We start from the raw sequence: 25,141 nt of genomic DNA, 5'->3' as shown, positions 1-25,141 counted from the left end.
CGGCCCACGCGCTCGCGCAGAGCCGTGTCGACGGTGCCGACGACGCCGGTGCGACCCGCCCCCCGGCGGACGACGGCTCCGCGGCCGAGGGCGCGACCTCCGGCGACCGGCTGGCGGCACCCGGTGAGTCCTCGCGGGACGCGCGCCCGGACGGGACGACAGCCGCGGCGACCGACGACGCCCAGCCGACCGACGACGCCCAGCCGACCGACGACGCCCAGCCGACCGACGACGCCCAGCCGACCGACGACGCCCAGCCGACCGACGACGCAGCGCGTGGCGGTGGGCAGCCGCACGGCACGACCGGCGGACCGGCGTCGGACGACGAGCCCGCCGCCGCGGTGGACGGCCCGGTCGCGGCCGCTCCGACCACGGACGACGAGGAGCCGCGCCCGGTCGGCGACGACCGGACCGACGGCACCCCCGGTGCTGCGACGGCTGCGGCCGCCGCGGCCACGGGTGCCGCCACCGACGCCACGGCGGTGCTGCCGCCGGTGGACGACCGCCGGCCGACGGACCGGCCGGGCGGGGACCCGCAGGCGACCACGGTGATCGCCGCGGCGCCCGGGTCCGTGCCGGTGGCGCCCGCCGCGTCGTGGCCGCGGACGGCGGGCGACGGCAGCGGTGACGGTGGTGACGGCGACGGACCTGCGGACGCGTCCGGGAACGGCCGTGCGTCCTCGCCGCTCGACGGGTTCGACGCCGAGGACGGGCGCAGGCGCTGGCCGCGCACGCTGGCCGTCGTCGCTGGTGCGGTCGTCCTGCTCGGCGGCCTGTACGTCGGGTCGTCGTACGCGCTCGCGGACCGCGTCCCGCGCGGCGCCACCGTCGCGGGCGTCGAGATCGGCTCGATGTCGTCCGACGAGGCGGAGCAGGCGCTGACCGACGGCCTCGCGGAGCGCACGACGGCGCCCGTCCCCGTGGTCGCGCAGGAGGTGCAGTCCGAGATCGACCCGGCGGCCGCGGGGCTGCGGCTCGACGTGGACGCGACGGTCGCGCGGCTGACGGGCGTCGACCTGGCCGAGCCCGTGCGCCTGTGGCGGCACCTCGTCGGCGTCGGCGAGCAGCCGCCCGTCACGCAGGTCGACGACGACGCGATGGACGCCGCCCTGACGCAGCTCACGGGGTCGCTGACCCTCGCCCCGGTCGACGGCACGGTCGTGTTCGCCGACGGGGCCGCCCACGCGACCGAGGCGGTCGACGGGTGGGAGCTCGACGAGACCGGTGCCGCGGCGGTGCTGGCGGACTCCTGGCTGACCGGGACGCGTCCGCTCGAGCTCCCGACGGAGGTGCTCGCGCCGGCCGTGTCGGAGGAGGAGACGCAGCGCGCGCTGCGTGAGATCGCGCAGCCCCTGACGGCCGCGCCGGTGACCGTGCAGGTGGGCGACCGGCAGGCCACCCTCGACGTCCCGACGCTCACCGCCGGGGCGGCGCTCGTGCCCGTGGACGGCACGCTGCAGCTGCAGCTCGACGGCCCCGCCCTCGGCGAGGCCGTGCTGGCGCAGCTGCCCGACCTGCTGACCACGGCGGCGGACGCGCGGTTCGAGTTCCAGGACGGCGGACCGGTCATCGTGCCCGGCACGCCCGGCACGACGCTCGACCCGGCCGCCCTCGCGACGTCCGTCGCCCAGGCGGCGACCGCGGGCACCGACCGCGTCGCGCCGGTCGAGCTGGTCCAGTCCGACCCGGCACAGACCACGGAGGCCCTCGGGGCGCTCGGTGTCAAGGAGATCGTCTCGCAGTTCTCCACCCCCCTGACGAGCGAGCCGCGCCGCACGGCCAACATCGCCCAGGGCCTGAAGAACATCACGGGCACGCTCGTGCGCCCGGGTGAGACGTTCAGCCTCACCGAGGCGCTGGGGCCGGTCGACGGTGCCCACGGGTTCGTGCAGGCCGGGGCGATCGTCAACGGCGAGCACAAGGACGCGTGGGGCGGCGGCCTGTCCCAGGTGTCGACGACGACGTTCAACGCCGCGTTCCTCGCGGGCTACGAGGACGTCGAGCACACGCCGCACAGCGAGTGGTTCTCCCGGTACCCCGAGGGCCAGGAGGCCACGATCTTCACGGGCACCATCGACATGAAGTGGAAGAACAACACGCCGTACGGGGCCCTGGTGCAGGGCTTCGTGGCGGACGGCCGGGCGCACGTGCGCATCTGGAGCACCAAGCACTTCACCGTCGAGACGTCCACCAGCGGGCGCTCCGGCGTGGTGGCGCCGACCACGGTGTACTCCCAGTCCCCGACGTGTGAGCCGCAGAGCGCCGGCAACCCCGGGTTCACGGTGACCAACACGCGGCGCGTCTACCTCGGCGAGGAGCTCGTGGACACGCAGTCCAGGACGTGGCGCTACAAGCCGCAGAACAAGGTGGTCTGCGGGTCGCCGCCCGCAGCGACGCCGGCGCCCTGACGTCAGCCGGTGCCCCCGTCCCCCCGTCGCGCCCGCGGTGCCGGGGGCGGGGGTACCGTCTTCGCCCGGACGACGTCCTGCGCCGGCACGTGCACGACGCCCCGGCGCGTGCGCACGGTGACCCCGGCGTCGTCGACGGCCACGACCTCGCCGAGCACGTCCGTGAACGGGGGCTCCCCGCCGCGCAGCGCCCCGGGGACCGTCCCGGGGGGCAGGTCGTCGCGCCGCCGGCGCACGACGACACGCGTCCCGGGCGTCCAGGTGCGCCAGACGTCCGGGCTCACGCCGGTCCTCCCGTGTCGGAGGTTGGACGTCGGGTCGTGGCAGGTCGCACGTGGGGGATACTAGGTCGACCGCTGCACCCGTGGAGGACCCGCCGTGACGTATGTGATCGCCGAACCCTGCGTGGACGTCAAGGACAAGGCGTGCATCGAGGAGTGTCCGGTGGACTGCATCTACGAGGGCAAGCGCTCCTTGTACATCCACCCGGACGAGTGCGTGGACTGTGGCGCCTGCGAGCCGGTGTGCCCCGTCGAGGCGATCTACTACGAGGACGACGTGCCGGAGCAGTGGTCGTCGTACTACGAGGCGAACGTGCACTTCTTCGACGAGATCGGCTCGCCGGGCGGTGCCGCGAAGATGGGGCAGATCGAGCACGACCACCCGATCATCGCCACCGTCCCGCTGCGCGTGCACGGCGAGTGACCCCCGCGCGCACCCGGGCGGGGGACCCGTGGGCCTGCTGACCGGCGCGCTGCCGGACTTCCCCTGGGACTCCCTCGTCCCCGTCCGCGAGCGCGCCCGCGCACACCCCGACGGCCTGGTGGACCTGTCCGTGGGGACACCGGTCGACCCGACCCCGGAGGTCCTGCGCGAGGCGCTGGCCGCCGCGGCGGACTCGCCCGGCTACCCGACCACGCACGGCACGCCGGCGCTGCGCGAGGCCGTGGTGCAGTGGTTCGCCCGCCGTCGCGGCGTGCCCGGGCTGGATCCCGACGCGGTGCTGCCGACCGTCGGGTCCAAGGAGCTGGTGGCGTTCCTGCCGTCGCTGCTGGGCCTCGGTGCCGGTGACGCCGTGCTGCACCCGGCGACGGCGTACCCGACGTACGACGTCGGCGCCCGCCTCGCGGGGGCGGTGCCGGTGCCCACGGACGACCCGGTGCGGCTGCTCGCGGCGCGTGACGACGTGCGCCTGGTCTGGCTGAACTCCCCGGGCAACCCCGACGGCTCGGTGCTGGGCGTCCAGGACCTCGCCGCCGTCGTGGACGCGGCCCGTGCGGCCGCGGCTCGGACCGGTCGGCCGGTCGTCGTGGCCTCGGACGAGTGCTACGCCGAGCTGGCGTGGGACGAGCCGTGGGCGGGCAGCGGCGTGCCGAGCGTGCTCGACCCGCGCGTGACGGGCGGCGACCTCACCGGGCTGCTGTCGGTGTACTCGCTGTCGAAGCAGTCGAACCTGGCCGGGTACCGGGCCGCGTTCGTGGCGGGGGACCCGGCGCTGGTCGCCGGGCTCCTGGAGACGCGCAAGCACGCCGGGATGATCGTGCCGGGCCCGGTGCAGGCCGCGATGACGGTGGCCCTGCGGGACGACGGCCACGTGGCGGAGCAGCGCGAGCGCTACCGTCGCCGCCGGGTCGCCCTGCGGGGTGGGTTCGAGGCCGCCGGGTACGTGGTCGACCGCTCGCACGCCGGCCTGTACCTGTGGGTGCGCCCGGACGGTCCGCCGCAGGACTCCTGGACGACGGTCGCAGACCTGGCGTCGCTGGGCCTGCTGGTGGCGCCCGGCGCGTTCTACGGGGCGGCCGCGGCGGGGCACGTGCGGGTGGCGCTGACCGCACCGGACGAGCGGATCGCGCAGGCCGCGGCACGACTCGCCGGGGCCTGACGCGACCCGGGGCCGCGCACCGGTGCCGCGGCGGAGGCTGCGCGGCTAGATTAGGGCGCACCCGCTGTGAGGAACATCACATAGGGCCCAAGCCCGGCCCGCACGTTGGTCAAGACGGCGTTCTCGCAGGTACCGTCGCTGCGGGCCGACGGGGGTCACCACCGTGCGTCGGTCGTCCCACCGGTCAGCGCGGCGATCCGCCGGGGCAGGTCGGGAACGCTCGTCGGCGCAGGAAGGAACACCCATGTCGGACGTCGTCACCGCACCGGTGCAGGCACCTGTCCAGCTCGTGGTCGACGGGCAGGCACGCGACCTGCCCGTGGTGCCCGCCGCGGAGGGCAACGACGGCATCGTCGTCTCCTCCCTGCTGCGCGACACCGGTCTGGTGACCGTCGACCCGGGGTTCATGAACACCGCGTCGTGCGAGTCGCAGATCACCTACATCGACGGCGACGCGGGGATCCTCCGGTACCGCGGCTACCCGATCGAGCAGCTCGCCGAGCACTCCTCGTTCCTCGAGGTCGCGTACCTGCTCATCCACGGCGAGCTGCCGACCCCGCAGGCGCTGACGGCGTTCGAGGACCGGGTCAACCGGCACACGCTGGTGCACGAGGACTTCCGCACCTTCATGGGGACGTTCCCGCGCAACGCGCACCCCATGGCGGTCATGGCGTCGGCGCTCAACGCGCTGTCCACGTTCTACCCCGAGTCGCTCGACCCGTTCGACCCGGACACGGTCGAGCTGGCGACGGTCCTCATCCTCGCCAAGACGCGGACCATCACGTCCTACGTGCACCGTGCCTCCAAGGGCGAGCCGCTGCTGTACCCGGACTACTCGCGCGGGTACGTCGAGGACTTCCTGCGCATGACGTTCGCGGTGCCGTACCAGCAGTGGGACCCGGACCCGACCGTGGTCAACGCGCTGGACAAGCTGCTCATCCTGCACGCGGACCACGAGCAGAACTGCTCGACCTCCACGGTCCGCGTCGTCGGGTCGAGCCACGCGAACATCTACGCCTCGGTCGCGGCCGGCATCAACGCGCTGTCGGGCCCGCTGCACGGCGGCGCCAACGAGGCCGTGCTGAAGATGCTCGGCCAGATCAAGGAGAACGGCGGCGACGCCACCGACTTCATGCGACGCGTGAAGAACAAGGAGGACGGCGTCCGCCTCATGGGCTTCGGCCACCGGGTCTACAAGAACTACGACCCGCGTGCGGCCATCGTCAAGCAGAGCGCGCACGAGGTGCTGCAGGCGCTCGGCGGCGAGGACGAGCTGCTCGACATCGCGCTGGGGCTCGAGGAGATCGCCCTGTCCGACGACTACTTCGTCTCCCGCAAGCTGTACCCGAACGTCGACTTCTACACCGGGCTGATCTACAAGGCCATGGGCTTCTCGGAGCAGATGTTCACGCCGCTGTTCGCGCTGGGCCGCATGCCCGGCTGGATCGCCCAGTGGCGCGAGATGATGAACGACCCGCAGACCAAGATCGGGCGACCGCGCCAGGTCTACACCGGCGCCACCGAGCGCGACTACGTGCCGTCCGACCGCCGCTGACCCACGGCCCGTCGACCCCCGGCCGCCCTGGGCGACCGGGGGTCGACGTCGTCTCAGCCGGCGACGGTCAGGCGGACCTGACCGGGCGGCAGCGGGTCCGTACCCGTCGGCTCCCAGGTCGGCACGGTGCGCGTCCACACGACGTCGCCCACGGTCACGGCCTCCACGTCGACCGCCCACGCGACGGCCACGGCCCACTGCCCGAGGAACCACCCGGCCCGGCCGGGCTCGTCGAGCGGGAGCGAGCCCGCCGTGAGGTCGACGGTCGCCGGCCGCTCGCCGTCGGCGGGCGTCACGGTGGTCGGGGCGTCGCCGAGGTCGCGCGCGATGCGGGCGAGCACGGGGTCGACACCGCCGGGGTCCTCGACGGGGTGCAGGGTGCACCGCAGCGCCGCGGGGGAGTGGCCGGTGAGGGCCGACGCCCACGCCCGGGCCCGGACCTCGTGCTGGGCGTACGCGTCCGGGAAGCCGCTGCGCTGCACCGCCTGGGCGGCCTCCGTGACCGCCATGTCCTGGTAGCCGGGGACCTTCTCCAGCCCCTCGAAGAACTTGGTGGTGGCGTAGACGGGGTCCATGATCTGCTCGACCGTGCCCCACCCCTGCGACGGGCGCTGCTGGTAGAGGCCGACCGAGTCGCGGTCGCCGTAGTCGATGTTCTCGAGGCGCGACTCCTGCAGCGCCGTGGCGATGCCGATGGTGACGGCACGGGCGGGCAGGCCCCGCCGGGTGGCGACGGCCGACGCCAGCGCCGCGTGCTGCGCCTGGTCGGGGGTCAGGCTCCAGTCCGTGCCGTCGAGCTGCGCCACGCAGCGCTCGGCGGCGGGCGGGCGCGGCCGGGCGCGGTCGAGCAGCGCGACGACCGCCGCCACCCCGAGCGCCACGAGGACCACGGCGACCGCCGCGGTGGCGAGGGCGGGGACGCACCCGCCGCGGCGACGTCTCGTCACGTCGTCAGTTGGCGTGCAGGGCGGAGTTCAGGTGGACGCCGGCGCCCGAGCGGGCGACCGCCTCGACCTCGCCGGTGCGCGAGTTGCGGCGGAACAGGACGTTGTCCGCCCCCGCGAGCACACGCGCCTTGACGACCCGGGCGCCGTTCTCGTCGGCGGCCCCGTCGACGTCGAACCCGACGAGCCGCACCTTGGTGCCGGCCGTGACGTACAGGCCGGCCTCGACGACGCAGTCGTCACCCAGCGGGATGCCCAGCCCGGAGTTCGCACCGAGCAGCGACCGCTGCCCGATCGAGACGACCTCGCGCCCGCCGCCGGACAGCGTGCCCATGATCGAGGCGCCGCCGCCCACGTCCGAGCCGTCGCCGACCACGACACCGGCGGAGATCCGCCCCTCGACCATGGACGTGCCGAGCGTCCCGGCGTTGAAGTTGACGAACCCCTCGTGCATGACGGTGGTGCCCGGGGCGAGGTGCGCGCCGAGCCGCACCCGGTCGGCGTCGGCGACGCGCACGCCCGACGGCAGCACGTAGTCGACCATCCGGGGGAACTTGTCGACCCCGTACACGGTCACCGGGGTGCCGGTGGCCGCGCGCAGCCGCAGCCGGGTCGCCTCGAAGTCCTCGACCGCGCACGGGCCGCGGTCGGTCCACACCACGTTGGGGAGGGCGCCGAAGAGGCCGTCCAGGTTGACCCCGTGGGGGCGCACCAGGCGGTGGGACAGCAGGTGCAGCCGCAGGTAGGCGTCCGCCGTCCCGGCCGGGGCCGCGTCCAGGTCCACGACCGTGGCGACCAGCACGGCCCGCACGCCCCGGGCGGGGTCCTCGCGCTCGCACGCGGCGAGCTCGCCGGGCGCGTGCTCACGCACGGACGCCGCGTCGCCGGCGTCCAGGCCCGCGGGCGGTCCGCCGAGCTCCGGTGCGGGGTACCAGACGTCGAGCGTGGTGCCGGTGTCGGTCACGGTGGCGAGGCCGAGGCCCCAGGCGGTGCGGTCGGTCATGGTCCGCAGCCTACGTCGCGCACCGCTCCCGGCCCCGCGCGCGTAGGGTCGGGACGTGGCTGCCGACGACCTCCTGGACCTGTCCGCCGACGTCGTGACGCTGACGCGTCAGGTGTGCGACGTGCCCTCCGTCAGCGGGGCGGAGACCGTCCTGGCCGACGCCGTGGAGGCCGCGCTGCGGGCGTACCCGCACCTGGAGGTGCTGCGCGACGGCGACGCCGTCGTGGCGCGCACGTCCCTGGGCCGGGAGCGTCGCGTGGTCGTCGCCGGGCACCTGGACACCGTGCCCGTCGCGGACAACCTGCCCACCCGGCTCGACGGGGACGTGCTGTGGGGTCGTGGCACCGTCGACATGAAGGCGGGCGTCGCGGTGGCGCTGTCGCTCGCCGCCGCGCTGCCGGAGCCGGTGCACGACGTGACGTGGGTGTTCTACGACCACGAGGAGGTCGACGCCGACCTCAACGGGCTCGGGCGGCTCGTGGCGCACCACCCGGACTGGCTCGCGGCGGACTTCGCGGTCCTCGGCGAGCCGAGCGACGGCGGCCTGGAGGGCGGGTGCAACGGGACGCTGCGCGTCGAGGTGCGCCTGACCGGCGTCGCGGCCCACTCGGCCCGCGCGTGGGTGGGGGTCAACGCCGTGCACGCCGCGGGCGAGGTGCTGCGCCGGCTCGAGGCGTACGAGCCCGCGACGGTCGAGGTCGACGGGCTGGCCTACCGCGAGAGCCTCAACGCCGTGCGCATCACCGGCGGCGTCGCCACCAACGTGATCCCCGACGCCTGCGTGGTCACCGTCAACTACCGGTTCGCGCCGTCGCGCAGCGTCGACGAGGCGGTGGCGCACGTGCGCGAGCTGTTCGCGGGGTACGACGTCGTCGTGACGGACGCGGCGGCGGGTGCCCGGCCGGGACTCGACGCCCCGGCCGCGCAGGAGTTCGCGGCGGCCGTCCTGGCCGTCACGGGCGGCCGCCCGGCGCCCAAGTACGGGTGGACGGACGTCGCCCGCTTCAGCGCGCTGGGGGTGCCCGCCGTCAACTTCGGGCCCGGGGACCCGCTGCTGGCGCACAAGGACGACGAGCGCGTCCCGGTCGCCCAGATCGAGCTGTGCCACCGCGCGCTGCGGGCGTGGCTGACCGGCGCGCAGCCCGAGGACCTGCCGCTGGGCACCGCCTGACGTCGTCGCGCCGGGTCGGGCACCGCCCGACCCGGCTCGCCTAGGCTCGGGGGATGACCCCCGACGACACGCGGGCACCCGCCCCCGAGTACCGCCGCGGCCCCGTCCTGCTGCGCCGCGACCAGATCCCCGCCACCACGTCCGACCAGCGGCTGCTGTCCGGACCCGAGGGTGCCGGGTGGCTGCACTCCGACCCCTGGCGGGTCATGCGGATCCAGAGCGAGTTCGTCGAGGGCTTCGGTGCGCTGGCCGACGTCGGACCCGCCGTCAGCGTGTTCGGCTCCGCCCGGGTGAAGCCGGGTGACCCCTACTACGCCATGGCGCAGGACGTCGCCCGCGGCCTGGTCGAGGCCGGGTACGCCGTCATCACCGGCGGCGGGCCGGGAATCATGGAGGCGGCCAACCGGGGGGCGACCGAGGCGGCCGGGCTCTCGGTCGGGCTCGGCATCGAGCTGCCGTTCGAGCAGGGCATGAACGAGTGGGTCGACCTGGGCGTCAACTTCCGCTACTTCTTCGCCCGCAAGACGATGTTCGTCAAGTACTCGCAGGGCTTCGTCGTGCTGCCCGGCGGGTTCGGGACGTTCGACGAGCTGTTCGAGGCGCTGACGCTGGTGCAGACCCACAAGGTCACCGGGTTCCCGATCGTCCTGCTCGGCGGCGACTACTGGGCGGGCCTGCTGAGCTGGCTGCGCGACACGGTGCACCCGCAGGGCATGATCGCCGAGGTCGACGTCGACCTGCTGCAGGTCGCCGCCGACGCGGAGGAGGCCGTCGAGATCGTCGTGCGGCGGGGCGCGGAGCTGCGGGCCGAGGAGGAGGCGGCGGTGCGCGCGGCCGCACGTGACCAGCGTGCGGCGGCCGCCGCCGGCGAGGCACGTGCGCGCGACGGCCGGCGGGAACGGGACGCGGGCGCGGCGGGCGCGGACGGCCCGCTCACGGACGGCGGGTGGTGACCGAGCCGCCCCTGCCCGGCGTCCCGGCCGGCGCAGCGCCGCTGCGGCTGCGGGGTCGGACGTTCGGCGTCGACCACCCCGTGGTCATGGCGGTCGTCAACCGCACCCCCGACTCCTTCTACGCCGCGGCGCGCCACGGGGCGGATGCGGTCGACGCCGCCGTCGACCGCGCCGTGGCCGAGGGTGCCGACGTCCTGGACGTGGGCGGTGTGCGTGCCGGTCGCGGGCCCGTCGTCGACGAGGCCGAGGAGATCGCCCGCGTGCTGCCGGTCGTCGAGCGCGTCCGTGACCGGCACCCGGACCTGCTCGTGAGCGTCGACACCTGGCGTGCGGGCGTCGCACGGGCCGCGGCGGACGCCGGCGCCGACCTGCTCAACGACACCTGGGCGGGTCACGACCCGGCCCTGGTCGAGGTCGCCGCCGAGCGCGGGCTGGGAGTCGTGTGCTCGCACACCGGTGGTGCGACCCCCCGCAGCGACCCCTTCCGTGTCACCTACCCCGCGCCGGACGGCGCCGACCCGCTCGACGGCGTCGTCGCGGACGTCGAGCGGACGGTGACGGCTGCGGCCGCCCGGGCCGTGGCGCTGGGCGTGGACCCCGCCTCCGTGCTCCTCGACGCGACGCTCGACTTCGGCAAGACGACCTGGCACTCGTTGCACCTGCTGAGAAACACCCCGAAACTCGTCCGGATCGGGCACCCTGTCCTCGTGGCGATCTCACGCAAGGACGTGGTGGGCGAGACCCTGGACCTCCCGCCCGAGGACAGGCTCGAGGGCACGTTGGCGGCGACGGCGGTGGCGGCCTGGCTCGGTGCCCGGGTCTTCCGGGTGCACGACGTCGCCGCGACCCGGCGGGCGCTCGACATGGTCGCCGCGATCCGCGGCGAGCGCGCACCGCTGCGGGCGCTGCGAGGGCTGCTGTGAGCCCCGCGACCCCCGCGGGCGGGACGCCCGCGGCCCGGACCCCGGCCGGCGGGACGCCGGGCACCGTGGCCACGCCCGACGCCGCGGACGCCGAGAACGCCGAGAACGCCGAGGGTGTCGCGGCCGCAGCGCCCCGGCGTGCCGAGGGACCGGTCCACCGCCTCGCCGGACGGGTGCGGGCGTGGCCCTGGTGGGTGCACGTCCTGCTGGTCTGGGGTGCGTCGCGCCTGCTCGCCGCGGTCGCGTTCCTCGTGACGGCCACCGTCCAGAAGCCCACGTCGTGGACCGCGGGCGACCCGCCGTACCAGCTGTTCGTCGCGGTGCCCTTCGACGCCGGGTGGTACCAGCAGATCGCCGACAGCGGCTACCCGGCCGAGCTGCCCCGCGACGACCAGGGCCTGGTGCAGCAGAACCCGTGGGCCTTCTTCCCGCTGTACCCCATGCTCGTGCGGACCGTCATGACGCTGACGGGCGGCTCGTGGGTGGCGGTCGCCCCCACGGTGGCGCTCGTGCTGGGGGCCGCGGCGATGCTCGTCGTGCACGAGGTCGTCCGGGTCGGCGCACCGCGCGCGGTCGCGGCCCGCCCCGGGCTGCCGCTGGCGACGGTCGCGCTGGTCTGCGCGTTCCCGTCCGCGGCCGTCCTGCAGGTGGCGTACACCGAGTCCACCGCGCTGCTGCTGGTGGCGACGTCGCTGCTGCTGATCGTGCGGCGCAGGTACGGCTGGGCGGCGGTCGCCGTCGTGGCGCTCGGCTTCGCCCGCGCCGTGGCCCTGCCCATGGTCGCGGTGGTCGTGGTGCACGCGGCGGCCCGCTGGTGGCGCGCGCGGCGCGGTGAGGACGACCTCGGCCCGCGCGACGCCGTGGGTCTGCTCGGGCTGACGCTGGCCGCGGGGGTGTCCGGCGTCGCGTGGCCCGCGATCTGCGGGTGGGCGACCGGTGTGCCGGACGGGTACCTGCAGACGCAGGAGGCCTGGCGCGGCGTGCGGGAGGTCACGCCCTTCCTCGGGTGGACGTACGTCCCGCAGTTCTGGCTCGGGGAGTGGGCCGTGCCGGCCATGGTCGCCGGGTTCGGCCTCATGGCGGCCGTCCTGCTCGTGCCGGCCGCGTGGCGGCTGGGCCCCGAGCTCCACGCGTGGTCGGCCGCGTACGTGCTCTACATCGTCGCGGTCATCGAGCCCGGGTCGAGCCTGGCCCGTTTCCTGCTGCTCGCCTTCCCGCTGGGAGCGGTCACCGCCGGGGCGGTCCGGCGCCCGCCGTGGGCGCGGCGCACCTGGTTCGTGGCGGTGCTCGTCGTCATGCTGGCGCTGCAGGCCCTCTGGATCCGGCAGATGTGGGAGTCCAACCCGGCCGGCGACTGGCCACCGTGACCCGTTCGTGCCGCCCGCACCCGGGCGGCGTCCTCGTGCGGTGAACTAGGATGTCCGGTGGACAACCGGCAGATCAGGCGGTTGTCGGGGCGACCCGGCAGCGCGCCGGGCCGGCAACGTACGAGGCGAAGGAGAGGCCCGGATGGCCGCGATGAAGCCGAGGACCGGCGACGGACCGCTCGAGGTGACCAAGGAGGGTCGCGGCATCGTCATGCGCGTCCCGCTCGAGGGCGGCGGACGGCTGGTGGTCGAGCTGAACGCGACCGAGGCCGCCGAGCTGGGCGAGGCCCTCACCTCCGTCGTCGGCTGACGACCTGCGGATGAGCGCCCGCACCACCGGCGTGGCCCCGCGGACCGCGCCGCGCACGCCTCCGACCGTCGACCTGCACGCGGCGACCGTCGTCGACTCCCCGATCCTCGCGGACGGGTCGGTCGACGCGGTCGCGGTGCAGGTGGCCCCGCGGCGTCCGGGCGACGACGCCCTGCAGCCACGCTCCGGCACGCCCCAGGCCGCTGCCCGGTACGGCATCGACCTGGCCGAGCTGGCCGAGCGCGCCGGCCTCACCGGTGCGGCCGGTGAGGCCTTCACCGTCCACCTGCCGCTGCCCGTCGGCTCCTCCGTGGTGCTGCCCTGGGCGGGGCTGCCGCCGCGCATCGTCCTCGTCGGCGTGGGGGACGAGAGCCCCACGGCGCTGCGCCGTGCCGGTGCCGCGCTGGCCCGGGCGACCCGCGGCCTGCGGCGCGTCGCCGCGACCGTCGGCGCGCAGACCCATGACGACGACGCCGCTGCCGCACGTGCCGCGCGCGCCGTGGCCGAGGGCTACCTGCTGGCGGCCTACACCCTGCCGCGCATCGCCGCGGAGCCTGCGTCCCCCGCGCAGGCACCCGCCGACCTGGTGCTGCTGGGCCGCGACGGCCCCGCGGTGCGGGAGGCGGTCACGACCGCCGCGACCGGCGCCGCCGCGACGTGGCTGGTCCGGGACCTGGCGAACACGCCGTCGAACGTCAAGAACCCCGCGTGGATGGCCGACCGCGCCCGGCACCTCGCGTCGAAGGCCGGTCTGGACGTCGAGGTCCTGGGGCCGCGCGAGCTCGCCGCCGGCGGGTTCGGCGGGATCCTGGCCGTCGGCGCCGGGTCCGCCTCCTCGCCCCGGCTCGTCCGCGTCTCGTACACGCCGGCCGGCGGCGACGGCCGCCACGTCGTCGTGGTCGGCAAGGGCATCACCTACGACACGGGGGGCCTGTCGATCAAGCCCCGCGAGGCCATGGTGCCCATGAAGACCGACATGGCGGGATCGGCCGTCGCCCTCGCCACGGTGCTCGCCGCGGCGCAGGCGCAGGTGCCGCACCGGGTCACGGCCGTGCTCCCGCTGGCGGAGAACCACGTGGGCGCGGCGTCGTACCGGCCGGGTGACGTGGTGACGATCCACGGCGGCACGACCGTCGAGATCGCGAACACCGACGCCGAGGGGCGTCTCGTCCTCGCCGACGCCCTGGCCTGGGCCGACGCGACCCTCGACCCGGACGTGCTCATCGACGTCGCGACGCTCACGGGTGCGGCGACGCTGGGTCTGGGCCGTCAGCACGCGGCCCTCTACGGCACGGACGACGCGCTGGTCGCGGGCCTCTCGGCCGCCGGGGAGCGCACCGGTGAGCTCGTGTGGCACATGCCGCTGGTCGCGGAGTACGAGGAGGCCGTGCGCTCGTCGGTCGCGGACCTGCGCCACGTCCCCGAGGACCGCCGGATCGGTGGCGGGTCCATCACCGCCGCGTTGTTCCTGCGCCGGTTCGTCGGGCAGCGCCGGTGGGCGCACCTCGACATCGCCGGTCCCGCGCGCTCGACCTCCGACAAGCACGAGGTCACCGAGGGTGCGACCGGCTACGGCGCCCGGCTGCTGCTGGAGTACCTCTCCGCGCTGGACTGACTGTGAGCACGACGGTGCCGCCGACCCCAGGGTCGGCGGCACCGTCGTGTCCGGGGTCAGGCGCTCGCGCCGACCAGCTGCTCGACGTCGTCCCCCGCGTCGGCCTGCGGCGGGCCCGCGGGGCGGCTGCGCGCGCGTCTCACCGCCGTGCTCGACCAGCCCGACCCGCTGGTCGTGCGGCTGCTGTCCGAGGTGGCCGCCACGATGTGGAAGGTGTCCTGGGACCGCTGGAGCGAGCTCGTCCACGCGGACCCCGGGGCCGACGCCGGCGAGGTGATGCGCCGGTGCTCGGCAGCGCTGCGGGTGGTCGTGCGCTGACGAAGGGGCCGTCGGCGCACGCTCGACGCCTCAGCGGCGGACGGCCACCAGCAGGCCCTCGCCCGTGGGCAGCAGCGCCGGCAGCAGCCGGTCGTCCGCGCGGACGTGGCGCCCGACGTCGCGCACGGTCGTCGTGGCCTCGTCGCGCCGGGCGGGGTCGGCGACGCGGTCGTGCCACAGCGCGTCGTCCACGGCCAGGACGCCGCCGGGACGCAGGAGGCGGACGGCCTGCTCGACGTACCCGGGGTAGTTCTCGACGTCCGCGTCGATCACGACCATGTCGTAGCCGCCGTCCGTGAGCCGCGGCAGCACGTCGAGCGCGCGACCGGAGATGGCCCGCGTGCGGGTGCTGCGCACGCCTTCCTCGGCGAACGCCTCCTTCGCCGCGCGCTGGTGCTCGAGCTCGAGGTCGATCGTCGTCAGGACGCCGTCGGCCGGCATGCCCCGCAGCAGGTACAGCGACCCGACGCCGGCGCCCGTGCCCACCTCGACGACCGCCCGTGCCTGCGCCGCCGCGGCGAGCACGCGCAGCGCGGCGCCCGCACCCGGCAGGACGGGGGTGCACCCGAGGTGGGACGCACGCTCGCGGGCCCGCAGCAGGACGTCGTCCTCGTCGAGGAACTCCTCGCAGTACACCCAGCTCTGCGCCTTGTCGGTGGAGATGACGGCCTCCTCGTCGCGGGCCCCGAGCGGGCTCGTCCTTGCCGGTCAGCGTAGTCCCGCGGCGTCGGCGGTGGCCGGACGCGGTGCGCGTGGCGCAGCCTCGTCACCGAGCGGTTCCGCCCACGACGAACAGGGGTCGAGGACGCTGCCGCGACCTGGGAGACTGAGGCCCAGCACCCGGACCGAGGAGAGTGCCCGTAGATGAGTGCCCAGCCCCCCGAGTGGCAGGCCCCGTCGTGGGAGGAGATCGTCCGCGAGCACTCCGGCCGCGTGTACCGGCTCGCCTACCGGCTGACGGGCAACCGGCACGACGCCGAGGACCTCACGCAGGAGACGTTCGTGCGCGTGTTCCGGTCGCTGCACACGTACAGCCCCGGCACGTTCGAGGGCTGGCTGCACCGCATCACCACCAACCTCTTCCTCGACCAGGCGCGGCGCCGGCAGCGCGTGCGCATCGAGCCGATCGGCGACGACACCGAGCGCTGGACGTCCCCGGACCGGCTGTCGACGCCGGAGCGCGCCTTCGAGGCGGGCAACCTCGACCACGACGTGCAGCGCGCGCTCGACGACCTGCCCCCCGAGTACCGCGCAGCGGTGGTGCTGTGCGACATCGAGGGCCTGTCGTACGAGGAGATCGCGGTGACCCTCGGCATCAAGCTCGGCACCGTGCGCTCGCGGATCCACCGCGCGCGGGCGCGCCTGCGCGTGGCGCTGGAGCACCGCCGTGCCGAGGTCGCCGGGCACGCCGACGTCACGGCCGCGCAGCCGGACCCCGCGGAGGTGGTCCGGTGATGCACCTCGGGTCGCGCATCAGCGCGCTGGTCGACGGGCAGCTCGACGCGGCAGCGACCGAGCGCGCGCTCGCGCACGTCGCGACGTGTGCGGCGTGCGCCCGGGAGCTCGCCGCGGCGCGGGACGCACGCCGCGCCCTCGCGGCGGCCGCCGAGGACCCCGTGGTGCCGACGGCGGACCTCACCGCCCGTCTGCTCTCCCTGTCGACCCAGGCGGTGCCGCCGGCGCCCGGGCCGCGCGACCCGTTCGCCGTCGCGGGTGGCGCGGCGCTGCCGCACGCGGCGACGCACGCCCTGCGCGGCGACGTCGTCAACCGCCGCACCCCGGTGCGCCTCGTGGTCGGGTCCGTCGCGGGCCTGGGTGCGGTCGCCGCCGGGTTGTTCGTGCTGGGGGAGCGGCCGGTCGTCACGCCCACGTCGCACCCCGCCGCGGTGCTGGGCATGCTGGCGCACTCCTCGGCCGGCCCCGCCGCCGGGACGTCCCCGGCCGACGACGACACCGTCGCCTGGTTGCGCGGGCACGGGTGGACCTTCCCCGGGACGCTCCCCGAGGGGTGGAGCGTCGGCGCCGTCACGTGGTCGTCCGGCAGCCCGCAGGTGCTCTCGGTCGAGGTGGAGTGCCCCGGTGGGACGTTCCTCGTCACCGAGCAGCAGGGCCGCCTCGACACGGACGGGCTCGCCGGGGCACCCGTGCGCGAGGTCGGCGGCCGGCAGGTGCACGTGCTGTCCGTCGAGCCGTGGCACGTCGCGTGGCAGTCCGAGGCCACGGTCGTGCAGGTGGTGGCCGCGCAGGACGACGGCGACATCGACGCCCTGGTCGCCGCGTTCCCGTCCGGCGGCTACGACGACACGGTGACCGGACGGATCGGCCGCGGCTGGCAGACCGTCTCGGCCGTGTGGGAGCGCCCGTGACCGCCGGCCTGCCGCCGTACGGCGCCGCAGAGCCCGCCGCCGACCCGGGGGCTCCCGGCGACGCCGCCGTGCCCGTCGCCGTCGCGGCCCCGCAGCCCGTCGCGGCCCCGCAGCCCGTCGGAGCCCCGCAGCCAGCCGCAGCGGAAGCGGCACCCGCCGCGCCCCCGGCGGTCGCGCCCGCGTCCCCGCGTCACCCCGAGGCCCCGGCCGCCGCACCCGCACCGCTGTTCGCCGCACCGTCGTCGTACCGCCGGACGGACGTCGTGGGCGCCCCGGTCACCGGTGCGGTCCCGGGCACGGGGCAGGCGCGCACGCACGGCGACCACCCCGGTGCGGCCCCGGCGCCGGGCACCGTCCCGCTGGTCCCCGGGTTCCCCGGCGCCCCCGGCCACGGCGGTCCGCCGCCGGGTGCCGCGCCGCCCGACGCCCCGCTGCCCGACGCCCCGCGGCGTCGTCGCCGGCGGCGGGTGCTCTCGGTGGCCTGGGTGGCCCCGCTCGTCGCGCTGTCGCTCGCCGCCGGGTTCGCCGGTGGCCTGCTCGGCGCCCGCGCGCTGCCGGACGACGGCCGCCGTGTCGACGCCGGCCTGCCGGTCGTCCTCGAGCCCGGCGTCCCCGTCGACCGCGAGCCCGGCTCGACCGCGGGCATCGCGGCCGGGGTGCTGCCCAGCGTCGTCTCCATCGAGGTGACCACCGCGGACGGCTCCGGCTCCGGCTCCGGGTTCGTCCTGCGCCAGGACGGGTACGTCCTCACCAACAACCACGTCGTCGCCGGTGCGTCCGACGGTGGGCTCGTGGTCCAGTTCTCCGACGGCACGGAGCTGGCGGGCACGGTCGTCGGTGCGACCGGCGACTACGACCTCGCGGTGGTCAAGGTCGACGCGACGGGCCTGACCCCGCTGGCGCTCGGCGACTCGGACGCGGTGGTGGTGGGTGACCCGGTCGTCGCGATCGGTGCGCCGCTCGGGCTGGTGGGCACGGTGACCACGGGCATCGTCAGCGCGCTCAACCGCCCGGTCGTGGCCGGTGACGCGGGGGACACCGCCTTCATCAACGCGATCCAGACGGACGCGGCCATCAACCCCGGCAACTCCGGCGGCCCGCTGGTCAACGCCCGGGGGGAGGTCGTCGGCATCAACTCGGCGATCGCCCAGCTGCCCGGCCGGCTCACCGGTGTCGGCAGCATCGGCCTGGGCTTCGCGATCCCGTCCAACCAGGCGCGTCGCACGGCCGAGCAGCTCATCGAGACCGGCCGTGCCACGTACCCGGTGATCGGTGTGCTGCTGGACCCGGAGTACTCCGGCGAGGGCGTGCGCGTCTTCGAGCAGGACCCGCCGGACACGTCGGCGGTCACCAAGGACGGTCCGGCCGACGTCGCGGGGATCCGCCGCGGCGACGTGATCCTCGCGATCGACGGCCGACCGGTGACCGCGTCGGAGGAGCTCATCGTCTCCATCCGCGCGCGCACACCGGGCGACACGGTCGTGCTGCGCGTCCGGACCGGCGACGACGAGCGTGACGTGCGGGTGCGGCTGGTCGAGGGTCCGTCGGGCTGAGAGCCCGGCCGTCGCGCCCGTCGCGGTAACCTGAGCAGGTGTTCGGGATCAACGGCGGCGAGCTGCTCATCCTGCTGCTCGTCGCCGCCCTGGTGGTCGGACCCGAGCGGCTGCCGGCCTACGCCGAGCAGCTGGCGGGGTGGGTGCGGCGGCTGCGGGACGTGGCCCGCGACACCAAGGACCGCGTCGACGCGGAGCTCGGTGACGGTGACGTGGACTGGGCGGCGCTCGACCCCCGGCGGTACGACCCGCGCCGCATCGTGCGGGACGCGCTCCTCGACGACCCGCCCGCGCACGAGCCGTCCCGGCCCACCGTCCCGCGCCCCGGACGCGCGCGCGCCGCGGCGGCCGGCGCCGCACCGGCGGCCGCGTTCGCCGGCGCGCCTGCGCCACCGGGCGGTCCCGCGCCGTTCGACGACGAGGCGACCTGACCGTCCCGGCGTCCGGCACCGCAGCCCGCTCCACCCGCACCACACCGGCCTCGGCCGACGACCCCCAGGAGGACCCCCGCATGACCCAGGTGCTGTCCTCGTCGCAGCCGGCCACGCCGTCCGCCGCAGGCCGACGGATCTTCTCGGGCATGCAGCCGACGTCGGACTCCCTCCAGCTCGGCAACTACCTCGGGGCGCTGACCCAGTGGGTCGCGCTGCAGGAGACGCACGACGCCATCTACTGCGTCGTCGACCTGCACGCGCTCACGGTGGGGCCGGACCCGAAGGTGCTGCGCGAGCGGACCCGGCGGACGGCCGCGCAGTACCTGGCGGCCGGGGTGGACCCGGAGCGCTCCATCCTGTTCGTGCAGTCGCACGTGCCCGAGCACGCCGAGCTCGCCTGGATCCTCTCGTGCCACACGGGGTTCGGTGAGGCGGGGCGGATGACGCAGTTCAAGGACAAGTCGGCCCGGCACGGCTCGGACGGCACCACCGTCGGGCTGTTCACCTACCCGGTGCTGATGGCGGCGGACATCCTGCTGTACGACACGGCGCTCGTGCCCGTGGGCGAGGACCAGCGCCAGCACCTGGAGCTGACACGCGACCTGGCGCAGCGGCTGAACTCCCGGTTCGGGGCGGGCACGGTCGTCGTCCCCGAGCCGTACATCGTCTCGGCCACCGCCAAGATCTACGACCTGCAGGACCCGACCGCCAAGATGAGCAAGTCGGCCGAGAGCCCCAACGGGCTCATCGAGCTGCTGGACGACCCGAAGGTCGTCGCCAAGCGCATCCGGTCCGCCGTGACCGACGCCGAGCGGGAGATCCGGTACGACCCGGCGACCAAGCCGGGGGTGTCCAACCTCCTGACCATCCTCTCGGCCCTGTCCGGGCGCACGATCCCGTCGCTGGAGGCGGACTACGTCGGCAAGGGCTACGGGGACCTGAAGAAGGACCTCGCGGGGGTCGTGGTCGACTTCCTCACCCCGTTCCAGGAGCGGGTGCGCCACTACATGTCGGACCCGTCGGCGCTCGACGACGTCCTGGCCGACGGTGCCGCGCGGGCCCGCGAGCTCGCCACGCCGACGCTCGAGCGGGTGTACGACCGTTCGGGTCTGCTGCCGCGGCGTCGGACGCGCGCGTGAGGCTTCCCCGGGCCGCCGCGGGCGAGACGGTCGTCGGAGTCGCGATCGCGGTGCCCGAGCCGTTCCGCACCCAGCTGCACGACGCCCGGGTGCGGTTCGGCGACCCCGAGGCGCGCAACATCGTGCCCCACGTGACGCTCGTGGGACCCACCCCGGTGCCGGACGACCGCCTGGCCGCGCTGGACGAGCACCTCGGGACGACGGCCGCCCGCCACCACCCGTTCCGCATCCGGCTGCACGGGACGCAGACGTTCCGGCCGGTGTCCCCGGTCGTGTTCGTCGCGCTGGTCGAGGGAGCCCCCCAGTGCGCGGGGCTGGAGTCGGCGCTGCGCACCGGCAGCCTGCAGGTCGCGACGCAGTTCCCCTACCACCCGCACGTCACGGTCGCGCACGACCTGGACGACGCGGCGCTCGACGCGGCACAGGCCTCGATGGTCGACTACGACGCCGCGTTCGACGTGACCGGGATCCACCGGTTCGTGCACGACGGGACCGGTTGGTGCCCGGTCCGGCGGTTCGCCCTGGGCGCCGCGCCCGACGCCCCGGATGCCCCGGCGGTGGCGCGCGCCTAGATTCGTCGCCATGGATCGGCGCACCACCCGGCACGAGCGGACCGTCGCAGCACCGCCCGCGGGCGCCGGAGCGGCCCACCGGCACGCCACCGAGGAGGCGCCGGACCCGGTGCCCGGACCGCGCTGGGCGTCGGGGTTCCCGGGCCTCGTGCAGCGCGTGCAGGCCCTGCTCGCGTGGTGGCAGCGGACGCGCGTGGCCCGCGCCAACGCCCGGTTCGGCGCGGTCGGCGGCGGGCTGCTCACCGGCGGGATCGCGTACACGACGCTGTTCTCGGTGTTCGCGGGGCTGACGATCGGCTACACCGCGTTCATGGCCGTCCTCGGTGGGAACGCCGAGCTGCGCGCGACGGTCCTGCGGACGATCGGGCAGTCGCTCCCGGGGCTGATCGACACCGGCGACGGCACGGGCCTGCTGCAGCCGGACGAGCTGGAGCTGAGCACGGGGCTCGGCATCGCGGGCGTCGTCGCGTTCGTGGTCCTGCTCTTCACCGCCATCTCCGCGACGGCGGCGCTGCGCACCGCGGTCCGCGCCATGTTCGGCGCGCGCACCGCCGACAACGCGGTGCTGGGCAAGCTGCGGGAGCTGGGCGCGTTCCTCGGGATCGCGCTGGCGGTGCTGCTCTCGGCCGTGCTCGGTATCGCGGTGACGACGGCGGCCGACTGGCTGCTGGGCGTGCTGGGCTGGTCGGACACGTCCGGGCTCGTGGTGCGGGCCGCGGGCGTCCTCGTCGCGTTCGTGGTCGACGCGGCGGTCTTCGTGATGATCGTGCGGGTGCTCGCCGGTCAGGCGCCCGCGCGGCGCGACCTGCTGGGGGGAGCCGCGATCGCCGCGGCCGGGCTCGGCGTCGTGCGGGTCCTCGGCACCTCGGTCGTGGCCGGCTCGGTGCAGCGCAACCCGGTGCTCGCGTCGTTCGCGGTGATCGTGGTGCTGCTGCTGTGGATCAACCTCATCGCCCGGATCGTGCTGCTCGCGGCGGCCTGGACCGCGAACCCGCCGGCGCCGTCACCGGCCGATCAGGTGGACGACGACGCGAGCGCGGCCAGCAGCGCCGCCAGCCGCGCGGCGTAGGCCGCCACCCCGGCCCGGGTGCGCGCAGGCTCACCGACGCGCAGCAGGTTGAGCATCCCCGGGTCGCCGGCTTCCTGACCGGCGGCGATGCGGTCGGCCGACGCGGTCATGCGCACGACCACGTGACGCGCGACGGCCTGCGCGGCAGGCGCCGGTCGCCCCAGCGCGGCCGCCTGCTCCCCGTACGCCCGGGTGAGCAGGCGCAGGCGGCGGGCGCCCTCCTGCGCGCCGGGGTCCGTGAAGAAGGGCACGCCGCTCCAGGCGAGCATCGCCAGGTCGTCCAGCGGGACGCCCGGTCCCGCCACGTCCCAGTCCACGACGCCCACGACGTCGTCCGCGCCGGGCCCGGCGACGAGCATGTTGTACATCGTCGCGTCGTGGTGGCACACGATCTCGCCCGGGGCGAGGTCCCGGTCGTCGAGCCGCCAGCGGACCGGACCCGGCCGCAGGTCCGCGACGGCGTCGTGGAACCGTGCCAGCCAGGCCGCGCCGGACGCGAGACGGGCGTCGCTCACCTCGGCCAGGTCGACCACCTCGCCGGGCAGGTGCTCGAGCACCTCGCGGCCCTGCTCGTCGATCCCCAGCGGCGCGGGCACGCCGTCGAGGCCCCGGGAGCGCACGTGGCTGAGGAGCGTGTGCACGGCGGGCGTCCACGGCCCGGCCGGGCGCCGCACGGTGCGGCCCACGCGCACGGCGCCGCCGACGTTGCCGCCCTGCAGCCGCACCTCGGGGGCGCCGGGGTCGGGCTCGACGTAGCGCGGCAGCGCGTCCAGCCGGTCCCGGGCGTCCGGCGGGTCCGCCGTGCGCTCTGCGGGCGGGGTCTCCGGCAGGACGGGGGGCAGCTCGTCGGCGGGCACGCGTCAGCATGCCACGACGGGCGCCCCCCGCCTGCGGCGGAGGACGCCCGTCGGGCGTGCGTCGGTGGTGCGGTGCGTCAGAAGGCGCGCGTGATCATCGCGCGCTTGACCTCCTGGATCGCCTTCGTGACCTCGATGCCGCGGGGGCACGCCTCGGTGCAGTTGAAGGTCGTGCGGCACCGCCACACGCCCTCCTTGTCGTTGAGGATCTCCAGGCGCTGGGTCCCGCCCTCGTCACGGCTGTCGAAGATGAAGCGGTGCGCGTTGACGATCGCGGCGGGGCCGAAGTACTGCCCGTCGGTCCAGAAGACGGGGCAGGACGACGTGCACGCGGCGCACAGGATGCACTTGGTCGTGTCGTCGTACCGCTCGCGCTGCTCGGGGGACTGCAGGCGCTCCTTGCTGGGCTCGGTGCCCGTGGTGACGAGGAACGGCATGATCTCGCGGTACGACGCGAAGAACGGCTCCATGTCGACCACGAGGTCCTTGATCACCGGCAGGCCCTTGATGGGCTCGACGAGGATCGGCTTGCCCGGGTCCAGGTCCTTGAGCAGCGTCTTGCACGCCAGGCGGTTGCGGCCGTTGATCCGCATCGCGTCCGAGCCGCAGATGCCGTGCGCGCACGACCGGCGGAACGTCAGCGAGCCGTCCTGCTCCCACTTGATCTTGTGCAGCGCGTCCAGGACGCGGTCGGTGCCGTGCACGTCGACCGTGAACTCGTCCCAGCGGGGCTCGGCCTCGAACGGCTCGCCGAACGCCGGGATGGCGTCGTCCGTCGGCAGGAACCGGCGGATCCGCAGCGTGACCTGGAACGACGGGACGGCGCCGGCCTCGGGCGCGGGGGCTTCCACGGTGGCGGTCATCAGTACTTGCGCTCCATCGGCTGGTAGCGGGTGACGGTGACGGGCTTGGCCCCGAGGACCACCTGGTAGCCGTCGAAGGTCTCGGCCCGGCGGAACGACGCGTCGGAACCGGTGACGGTGGCGTCCGCGGCGCCGGCCGCGACCGGACGCCGGTAGGCCATCGTGTGCTGCATGAACCGGGAGTCGTCGCGGTCGGGGAAGTCCTCCCGGAAGTGGCCGCCGCGCGACTCCTCCCGGTTGAGCGCCCCGACGACGACGGTCTCGGCGATGTCGAGCAGGAAGCCGAGCTCGACGGCCTCGAGCAGGTCCGTGTTGAACGTGCGCGTCTTGTCCTGCACCGACACGGCCTCGTACCGCTTGCGCAGCGCCTTGATGTCGGACAGCGCCTGGGTCAGGGACTCGGACGTGCGGAACACCTGGGCGTTCGCGTCCATCGTCTCCTGCAGGTCGCGGCGGATGTCCGCCACGCGCTCGCCGTCGGGCCGGGTCCGGATGGTCTCCAGGTCGGCCTCGACGCCCTCGGCGGCGGCCGGGGGCAGGTCCACGAAGGACGCCGTCGCGGCGTAGGCGGCGGCCGACCGGCCGGCGCGCTTGCCGAAGACGTTGATGTCCAGCAGCGAGTTGGTGCCCAGCCGGTTGGAGCCGTGCACCGAGACGCAGGCGACCTCACCGGCGGCGTACAGGCCCTTGATGACGTCGGTCGGGTTGCGCAGCACCTCGCCCTCGATGTTCGTGGGGATGCCGCCCATGGCGTAGTGCGCCGTGGGGTAGACCGGCACCGGCTCGGTGTACGGCTCGATGCCGAGGTAGGTCCGCGCGAACTCGGTGATGTCCGGGAGCTTGGCGTCGATGTGCGCCGGCTCCAGGTGCGTGAGGTCGAGCAGGACGTAGTCCTTGTTCGGGCCGGCGCCGCGGCCCTCGCGCACCTCGTTGGCCATCGACCGGGCGACGATGTCGCGCGGCGCGAGGTCCTTGATGGTGGGGGCGTAGCGCTCCATGAACCGCTCGCCGTCGGCGTTGCGCAGGATGCCGCCCTCGCCGCGGGCGGCCTCGGAGAGCAGGATGCCCAGGCCCGCCAGGCCGGTCGGGTGGAACTGGAAGAACTCCATGTCCTCCAGCGGGATGCCGCGGCGGTACGCCAGCGCCATGCCGTCACCGGTGAGGGTGTGCGCGTTCGACGTCGTCTTGTAGATCTTGCCCGCGCCGCCCGTGGCGAACACGACGGCCTTGGCCTGGAAGACGTGGATCTCGCCCGTGGCCAGCTCGTAGGCCACGACGCCGGTGGCGTTGACCTCCTCGCCGTCGGGCACGTCGCCCGTCGCGAGGTCGTGGTCCACCAGCAGGTCGAGGACGTAGAACTCGTTGAAGAACTCGACGTCGTTCTTCACGCACTGCTGGTAGAGCGTCTGCAGGATCATGTGACCCGTGCGGTCCGCGGCGTAGCAGGAGCGGCGCACGGCGGCCTCGCCGTGGTTGCGGGTGTGCCCGCCGAACCGGCGCTGGTCGATGCGGCCCTCGGGCGTGCGGTTGAACGGCAGGCCCATCTTCTCCAGGTCGAGCACCGCGTCGATGGCCTCCTTGGCCATCACCTCGGCGGCGTCCTGGTCGACCAGGTAGTCACCGCCCTTGACGGTGTCGAACGTGTGCCACTCCCAGTTGTCCTCCTCGACGTTGGCCAGCGCGGCGCACATGCCGCCCTGTGCCGCGCCGGTGTGGGAGCGCGTGGGGTAGAGCTTGGAGATGACGGCGGTGCGCACGCGCGTCGAGGACTCGAGCGCGGCGCGCATCCCGGCGCCGCCCGCGCCGACGATGACGACGTCGTACTGGTGGGTCTGCATC

At 75.2% G+C, this 25,141-nt stretch carries 25 protein-coding genes; 18 read left to right on the top strand and 7 right to left on the bottom strand.

Annotated elements, in window-relative coordinates; genetic code table 11:
* Positions 1-2,408 (top strand): VanW family protein (locus BMZ16_RS18265; protein WP_089803180.1); only part of this gene is annotated, 2,408 nt, incomplete at its 5' end.
* A gap of 2 nt (positions 2,409-2,410) precedes the next feature.
* Here BMZ16_RS18265 and BMZ16_RS18260 read toward each other — a convergent pair.
* The gene (locus BMZ16_RS18260; protein WP_089803178.1) at positions 2,411-2,692 is read right to left on the bottom strand and encodes a putative acetyltransferase; all 282 of its coding nucleotides are present in this window, start codon (positions 2,690-2,692) and stop codon (positions 2,411-2,413) included.
* A 94-nt stretch (positions 2,693-2,786) separates the two neighbouring features.
* Here BMZ16_RS18260 and fdxA point away from each other — a divergent pair, with 94 nt between their 5' ends.
* The 3 genes from fdxA (at position 2,787) to BMZ16_RS18245 (ending at position 5,845) form a co-directional block, all read left to right on the top strand.
* Positions 2,787-3,113 carry a ferredoxin gene (fdxA, locus tag BMZ16_RS18255; protein ID WP_089803176.1) on the top strand — a complete coding sequence of 109 codons (327 nt, stop codon included), beginning with the start codon at positions 2,787-2,789 and terminating at the stop codon, positions 3,111-3,113.
* 28 nt (positions 3,114-3,141) lie between these two features.
* Entirely contained in the window at positions 3,142-4,290 is a 1,149-nt protein-coding gene (dapC, locus tag BMZ16_RS18250) for a succinyldiaminopimelate transaminase (protein ID WP_177199777.1), read from the top strand.
* A gap of 244 nt (positions 4,291-4,534) precedes the next feature.
* Positions 4,535-5,845 carry a citrate synthase gene (locus BMZ16_RS18245; RefSeq protein ID WP_089803174.1) on the top strand — a complete coding sequence of 437 codons (1,311 nt, stop codon included), beginning with the start codon at positions 4,535-4,537 and terminating at the stop codon, positions 5,843-5,845.
* 53 nt (positions 5,846-5,898) lie between these two features.
* Here the strand turns inward: BMZ16_RS18245 and BMZ16_RS18240 are convergent, their stop codons facing one another.
* Both BMZ16_RS18240 and dapD read right to left on the bottom strand, forming a co-directional pair.
* Positions 5,899-6,792, bottom strand: coding sequence for a hypothetical protein (locus tag BMZ16_RS18240; protein WP_089803172.1), 894 nt, complete (start codon positions 6,790-6,792; stop codon positions 5,899-5,901).
* Between the two features lie 4 nt (positions 6,793-6,796).
* Positions 6,797-7,792 (bottom strand): 2,3,4,5-tetrahydropyridine-2,6-dicarboxylate N-succinyltransferase, encoded by a 996-nt coding sequence (dapD, locus tag BMZ16_RS18235; protein ID WP_089803170.1) that lies wholly within the window; start codon positions 7,790-7,792, stop codon positions 6,797-6,799.
* A 55-nt stretch (positions 7,793-7,847) separates the two neighbouring features.
* Between dapD and dapE the strand changes: the two genes are divergently transcribed.
* The 7 genes from dapE (at position 7,848) to BMZ16_RS19455 (ending at position 14,449) form a co-directional block, all read left to right on the top strand.
* Complete coding sequence (gene dapE / locus BMZ16_RS18230; protein WP_089803168.1) at positions 7,848-8,963, top strand: succinyl-diaminopimelate desuccinylase; 1,116 nt, start codon at positions 7,848-7,850, stop codon at positions 8,961-8,963.
* A 53-nt stretch (positions 8,964-9,016) separates the two neighbouring features.
* Positions 9,017-9,916: an LOG family protein gene (locus BMZ16_RS18225; RefSeq protein ID WP_089803166.1), complete on the top strand. Its 900-nt coding sequence runs from the start codon at positions 9,017-9,019 to the stop codon at positions 9,914-9,916.
* The gene (gene folP, locus BMZ16_RS18220) at positions 9,913-10,839 is read left to right on the top strand and encodes a dihydropteroate synthase (protein WP_089803221.1); all 927 of its coding nucleotides are present in this window, start codon (positions 9,913-9,915) and stop codon (positions 10,837-10,839) included. Before BMZ16_RS18225 ends, folP begins: the two co-directional genes overlap by 4 nt.
* Entirely contained in the window at positions 10,836-12,206 is a 1,371-nt protein-coding gene (locus BMZ16_RS18215) for a hypothetical protein (protein ID WP_177199776.1), read from the top strand. Before folP ends, BMZ16_RS18215 begins: the two co-directional genes overlap by 4 nt.
* A gap of 142 nt (positions 12,207-12,348) precedes the next feature.
* Positions 12,349-12,516, top strand: coding sequence for a DUF3117 domain-containing protein (locus tag BMZ16_RS18210; protein ID WP_013116243.1), 168 nt, complete (start codon positions 12,349-12,351; stop codon positions 12,514-12,516).
* Positions 12,517-12,526: 10 nt separating this feature from the next.
* Complete coding sequence (locus BMZ16_RS18205) at positions 12,527-14,131, top strand: leucyl aminopeptidase family protein (RefSeq protein ID WP_089803164.1); 1,605 nt, start codon at positions 12,527-12,529, stop codon at positions 14,129-14,131.
* Between the two features lie 147 nt (positions 14,132-14,278).
* Positions 14,279-14,449: a hypothetical protein gene (locus BMZ16_RS19455; RefSeq protein ID WP_177199775.1), complete on the top strand. Its 171-nt coding sequence runs from the start codon at positions 14,279-14,281 to the stop codon at positions 14,447-14,449.
* A gap of 30 nt (positions 14,450-14,479) precedes the next feature.
* Here the strand turns inward: BMZ16_RS19455 and BMZ16_RS18200 are convergent, their stop codons facing one another.
* Positions 14,480-15,112, bottom strand: coding sequence for an O-methyltransferase (locus BMZ16_RS18200; protein ID WP_089803162.1), 633 nt, complete (start codon positions 15,110-15,112; stop codon positions 14,480-14,482).
* Positions 15,113-15,313: 201 nt separating this feature from the next.
* On the opposite strand from BMZ16_RS18200, the gene sigE reads away from it, so the two are divergent.
* The 7 genes from sigE (at position 15,314) to BMZ16_RS18165 (ending at position 21,582) form a co-directional block, all read left to right on the top strand.
* Positions 15,314-15,904 carry an RNA polymerase sigma factor SigE gene (gene sigE / locus BMZ16_RS18195; RefSeq protein WP_089803160.1) on the top strand — a complete coding sequence of 197 codons (591 nt, stop codon included), beginning with the start codon at positions 15,314-15,316 and terminating at the stop codon, positions 15,902-15,904.
* On the top strand, positions 15,904-16,815 hold the full coding sequence (locus BMZ16_RS18190; protein ID WP_089803219.1) for a zf-HC2 domain-containing protein: 912 nt from the start codon (positions 15,904-15,906) through the stop codon (positions 16,813-16,815). The genes sigE and BMZ16_RS18190 overlap by 1 nt, the downstream gene beginning before the upstream one ends.
* Positions 16,812-18,368: a S1C family serine protease gene (locus tag BMZ16_RS18185; protein WP_255366802.1), complete on the top strand. Its 1,557-nt coding sequence runs from the start codon at positions 16,812-16,814 to the stop codon at positions 18,366-18,368. The genes BMZ16_RS18190 and BMZ16_RS18185 overlap by 4 nt, the downstream gene beginning before the upstream one ends.
* Positions 18,369-18,406: 38 nt before the next feature.
* Positions 18,407-18,799: a twin-arginine translocase TatA/TatE family subunit gene (locus BMZ16_RS18180; RefSeq protein ID WP_089803158.1), complete on the top strand. Its 393-nt coding sequence runs from the start codon at positions 18,407-18,409 to the stop codon at positions 18,797-18,799.
* An 80-nt stretch (positions 18,800-18,879) separates the two neighbouring features.
* Positions 18,880-19,941: a tryptophan--tRNA ligase gene (gene trpS / locus BMZ16_RS18175; RefSeq protein WP_089803156.1), complete on the top strand. Its 1,062-nt coding sequence runs from the start codon at positions 18,880-18,882 to the stop codon at positions 19,939-19,941.
* Complete coding sequence (locus BMZ16_RS18170; protein WP_089803154.1) at positions 19,938-20,513, top strand: 2'-5' RNA ligase family protein; 576 nt, start codon at positions 19,938-19,940, stop codon at positions 20,511-20,513. The genes trpS and BMZ16_RS18170 overlap by 4 nt, the downstream gene beginning before the upstream one ends.
* A 10-nt stretch (positions 20,514-20,523) precedes the next feature.
* Positions 20,524-21,582, top strand: a complete 1,059-nt coding sequence (locus BMZ16_RS18165) for a YihY/virulence factor BrkB family protein (RefSeq protein WP_089803152.1) — start codon at positions 20,524-20,526, stop codon at positions 21,580-21,582.
* On the opposite strand, the gene BMZ16_RS18160 is transcribed toward BMZ16_RS18165, so the two are convergent.
* The 3 genes from BMZ16_RS18160 to sdhA form a co-directional block, all read right to left on the bottom strand.
* The gene (locus tag BMZ16_RS18160) at positions 21,528-22,439 is read right to left on the bottom strand and encodes a phosphotransferase (RefSeq protein WP_255366801.1); all 912 of its coding nucleotides are present in this window, start codon (positions 22,437-22,439) and stop codon (positions 21,528-21,530) included. The two genes, BMZ16_RS18165 and BMZ16_RS18160, sit on opposite strands and share 55 nt — an antisense overlap.
* A 77-nt stretch (positions 22,440-22,516) precedes the next feature.
* Positions 22,517-23,302: a succinate dehydrogenase iron-sulfur subunit gene (locus tag BMZ16_RS18155; protein ID WP_089803150.1), complete on the bottom strand. Its 786-nt coding sequence runs from the start codon at positions 23,300-23,302 to the stop codon at positions 22,517-22,519.
* Positions 23,302-25,140, bottom strand: a complete 1,839-nt coding sequence (gene sdhA, locus BMZ16_RS18150; protein ID WP_089803148.1) for a succinate dehydrogenase flavoprotein subunit — start codon at positions 25,138-25,140, stop codon at positions 23,302-23,304. The genes BMZ16_RS18155 and sdhA overlap by 1 nt, the downstream gene beginning before the upstream one ends.
* Position 25,141: the final 1 nt, after the last annotated feature.

The organism is Cellulomonas sp. KH9, assembly GCF_900114185.1.
Lineage (GTDB): Bacteria > Actinomycetota > Actinomycetes > Actinomycetales > Cellulomonadaceae > Cellulomonas.
This window is presented reverse-complemented; position numbering and strand designations above follow the sequence as displayed.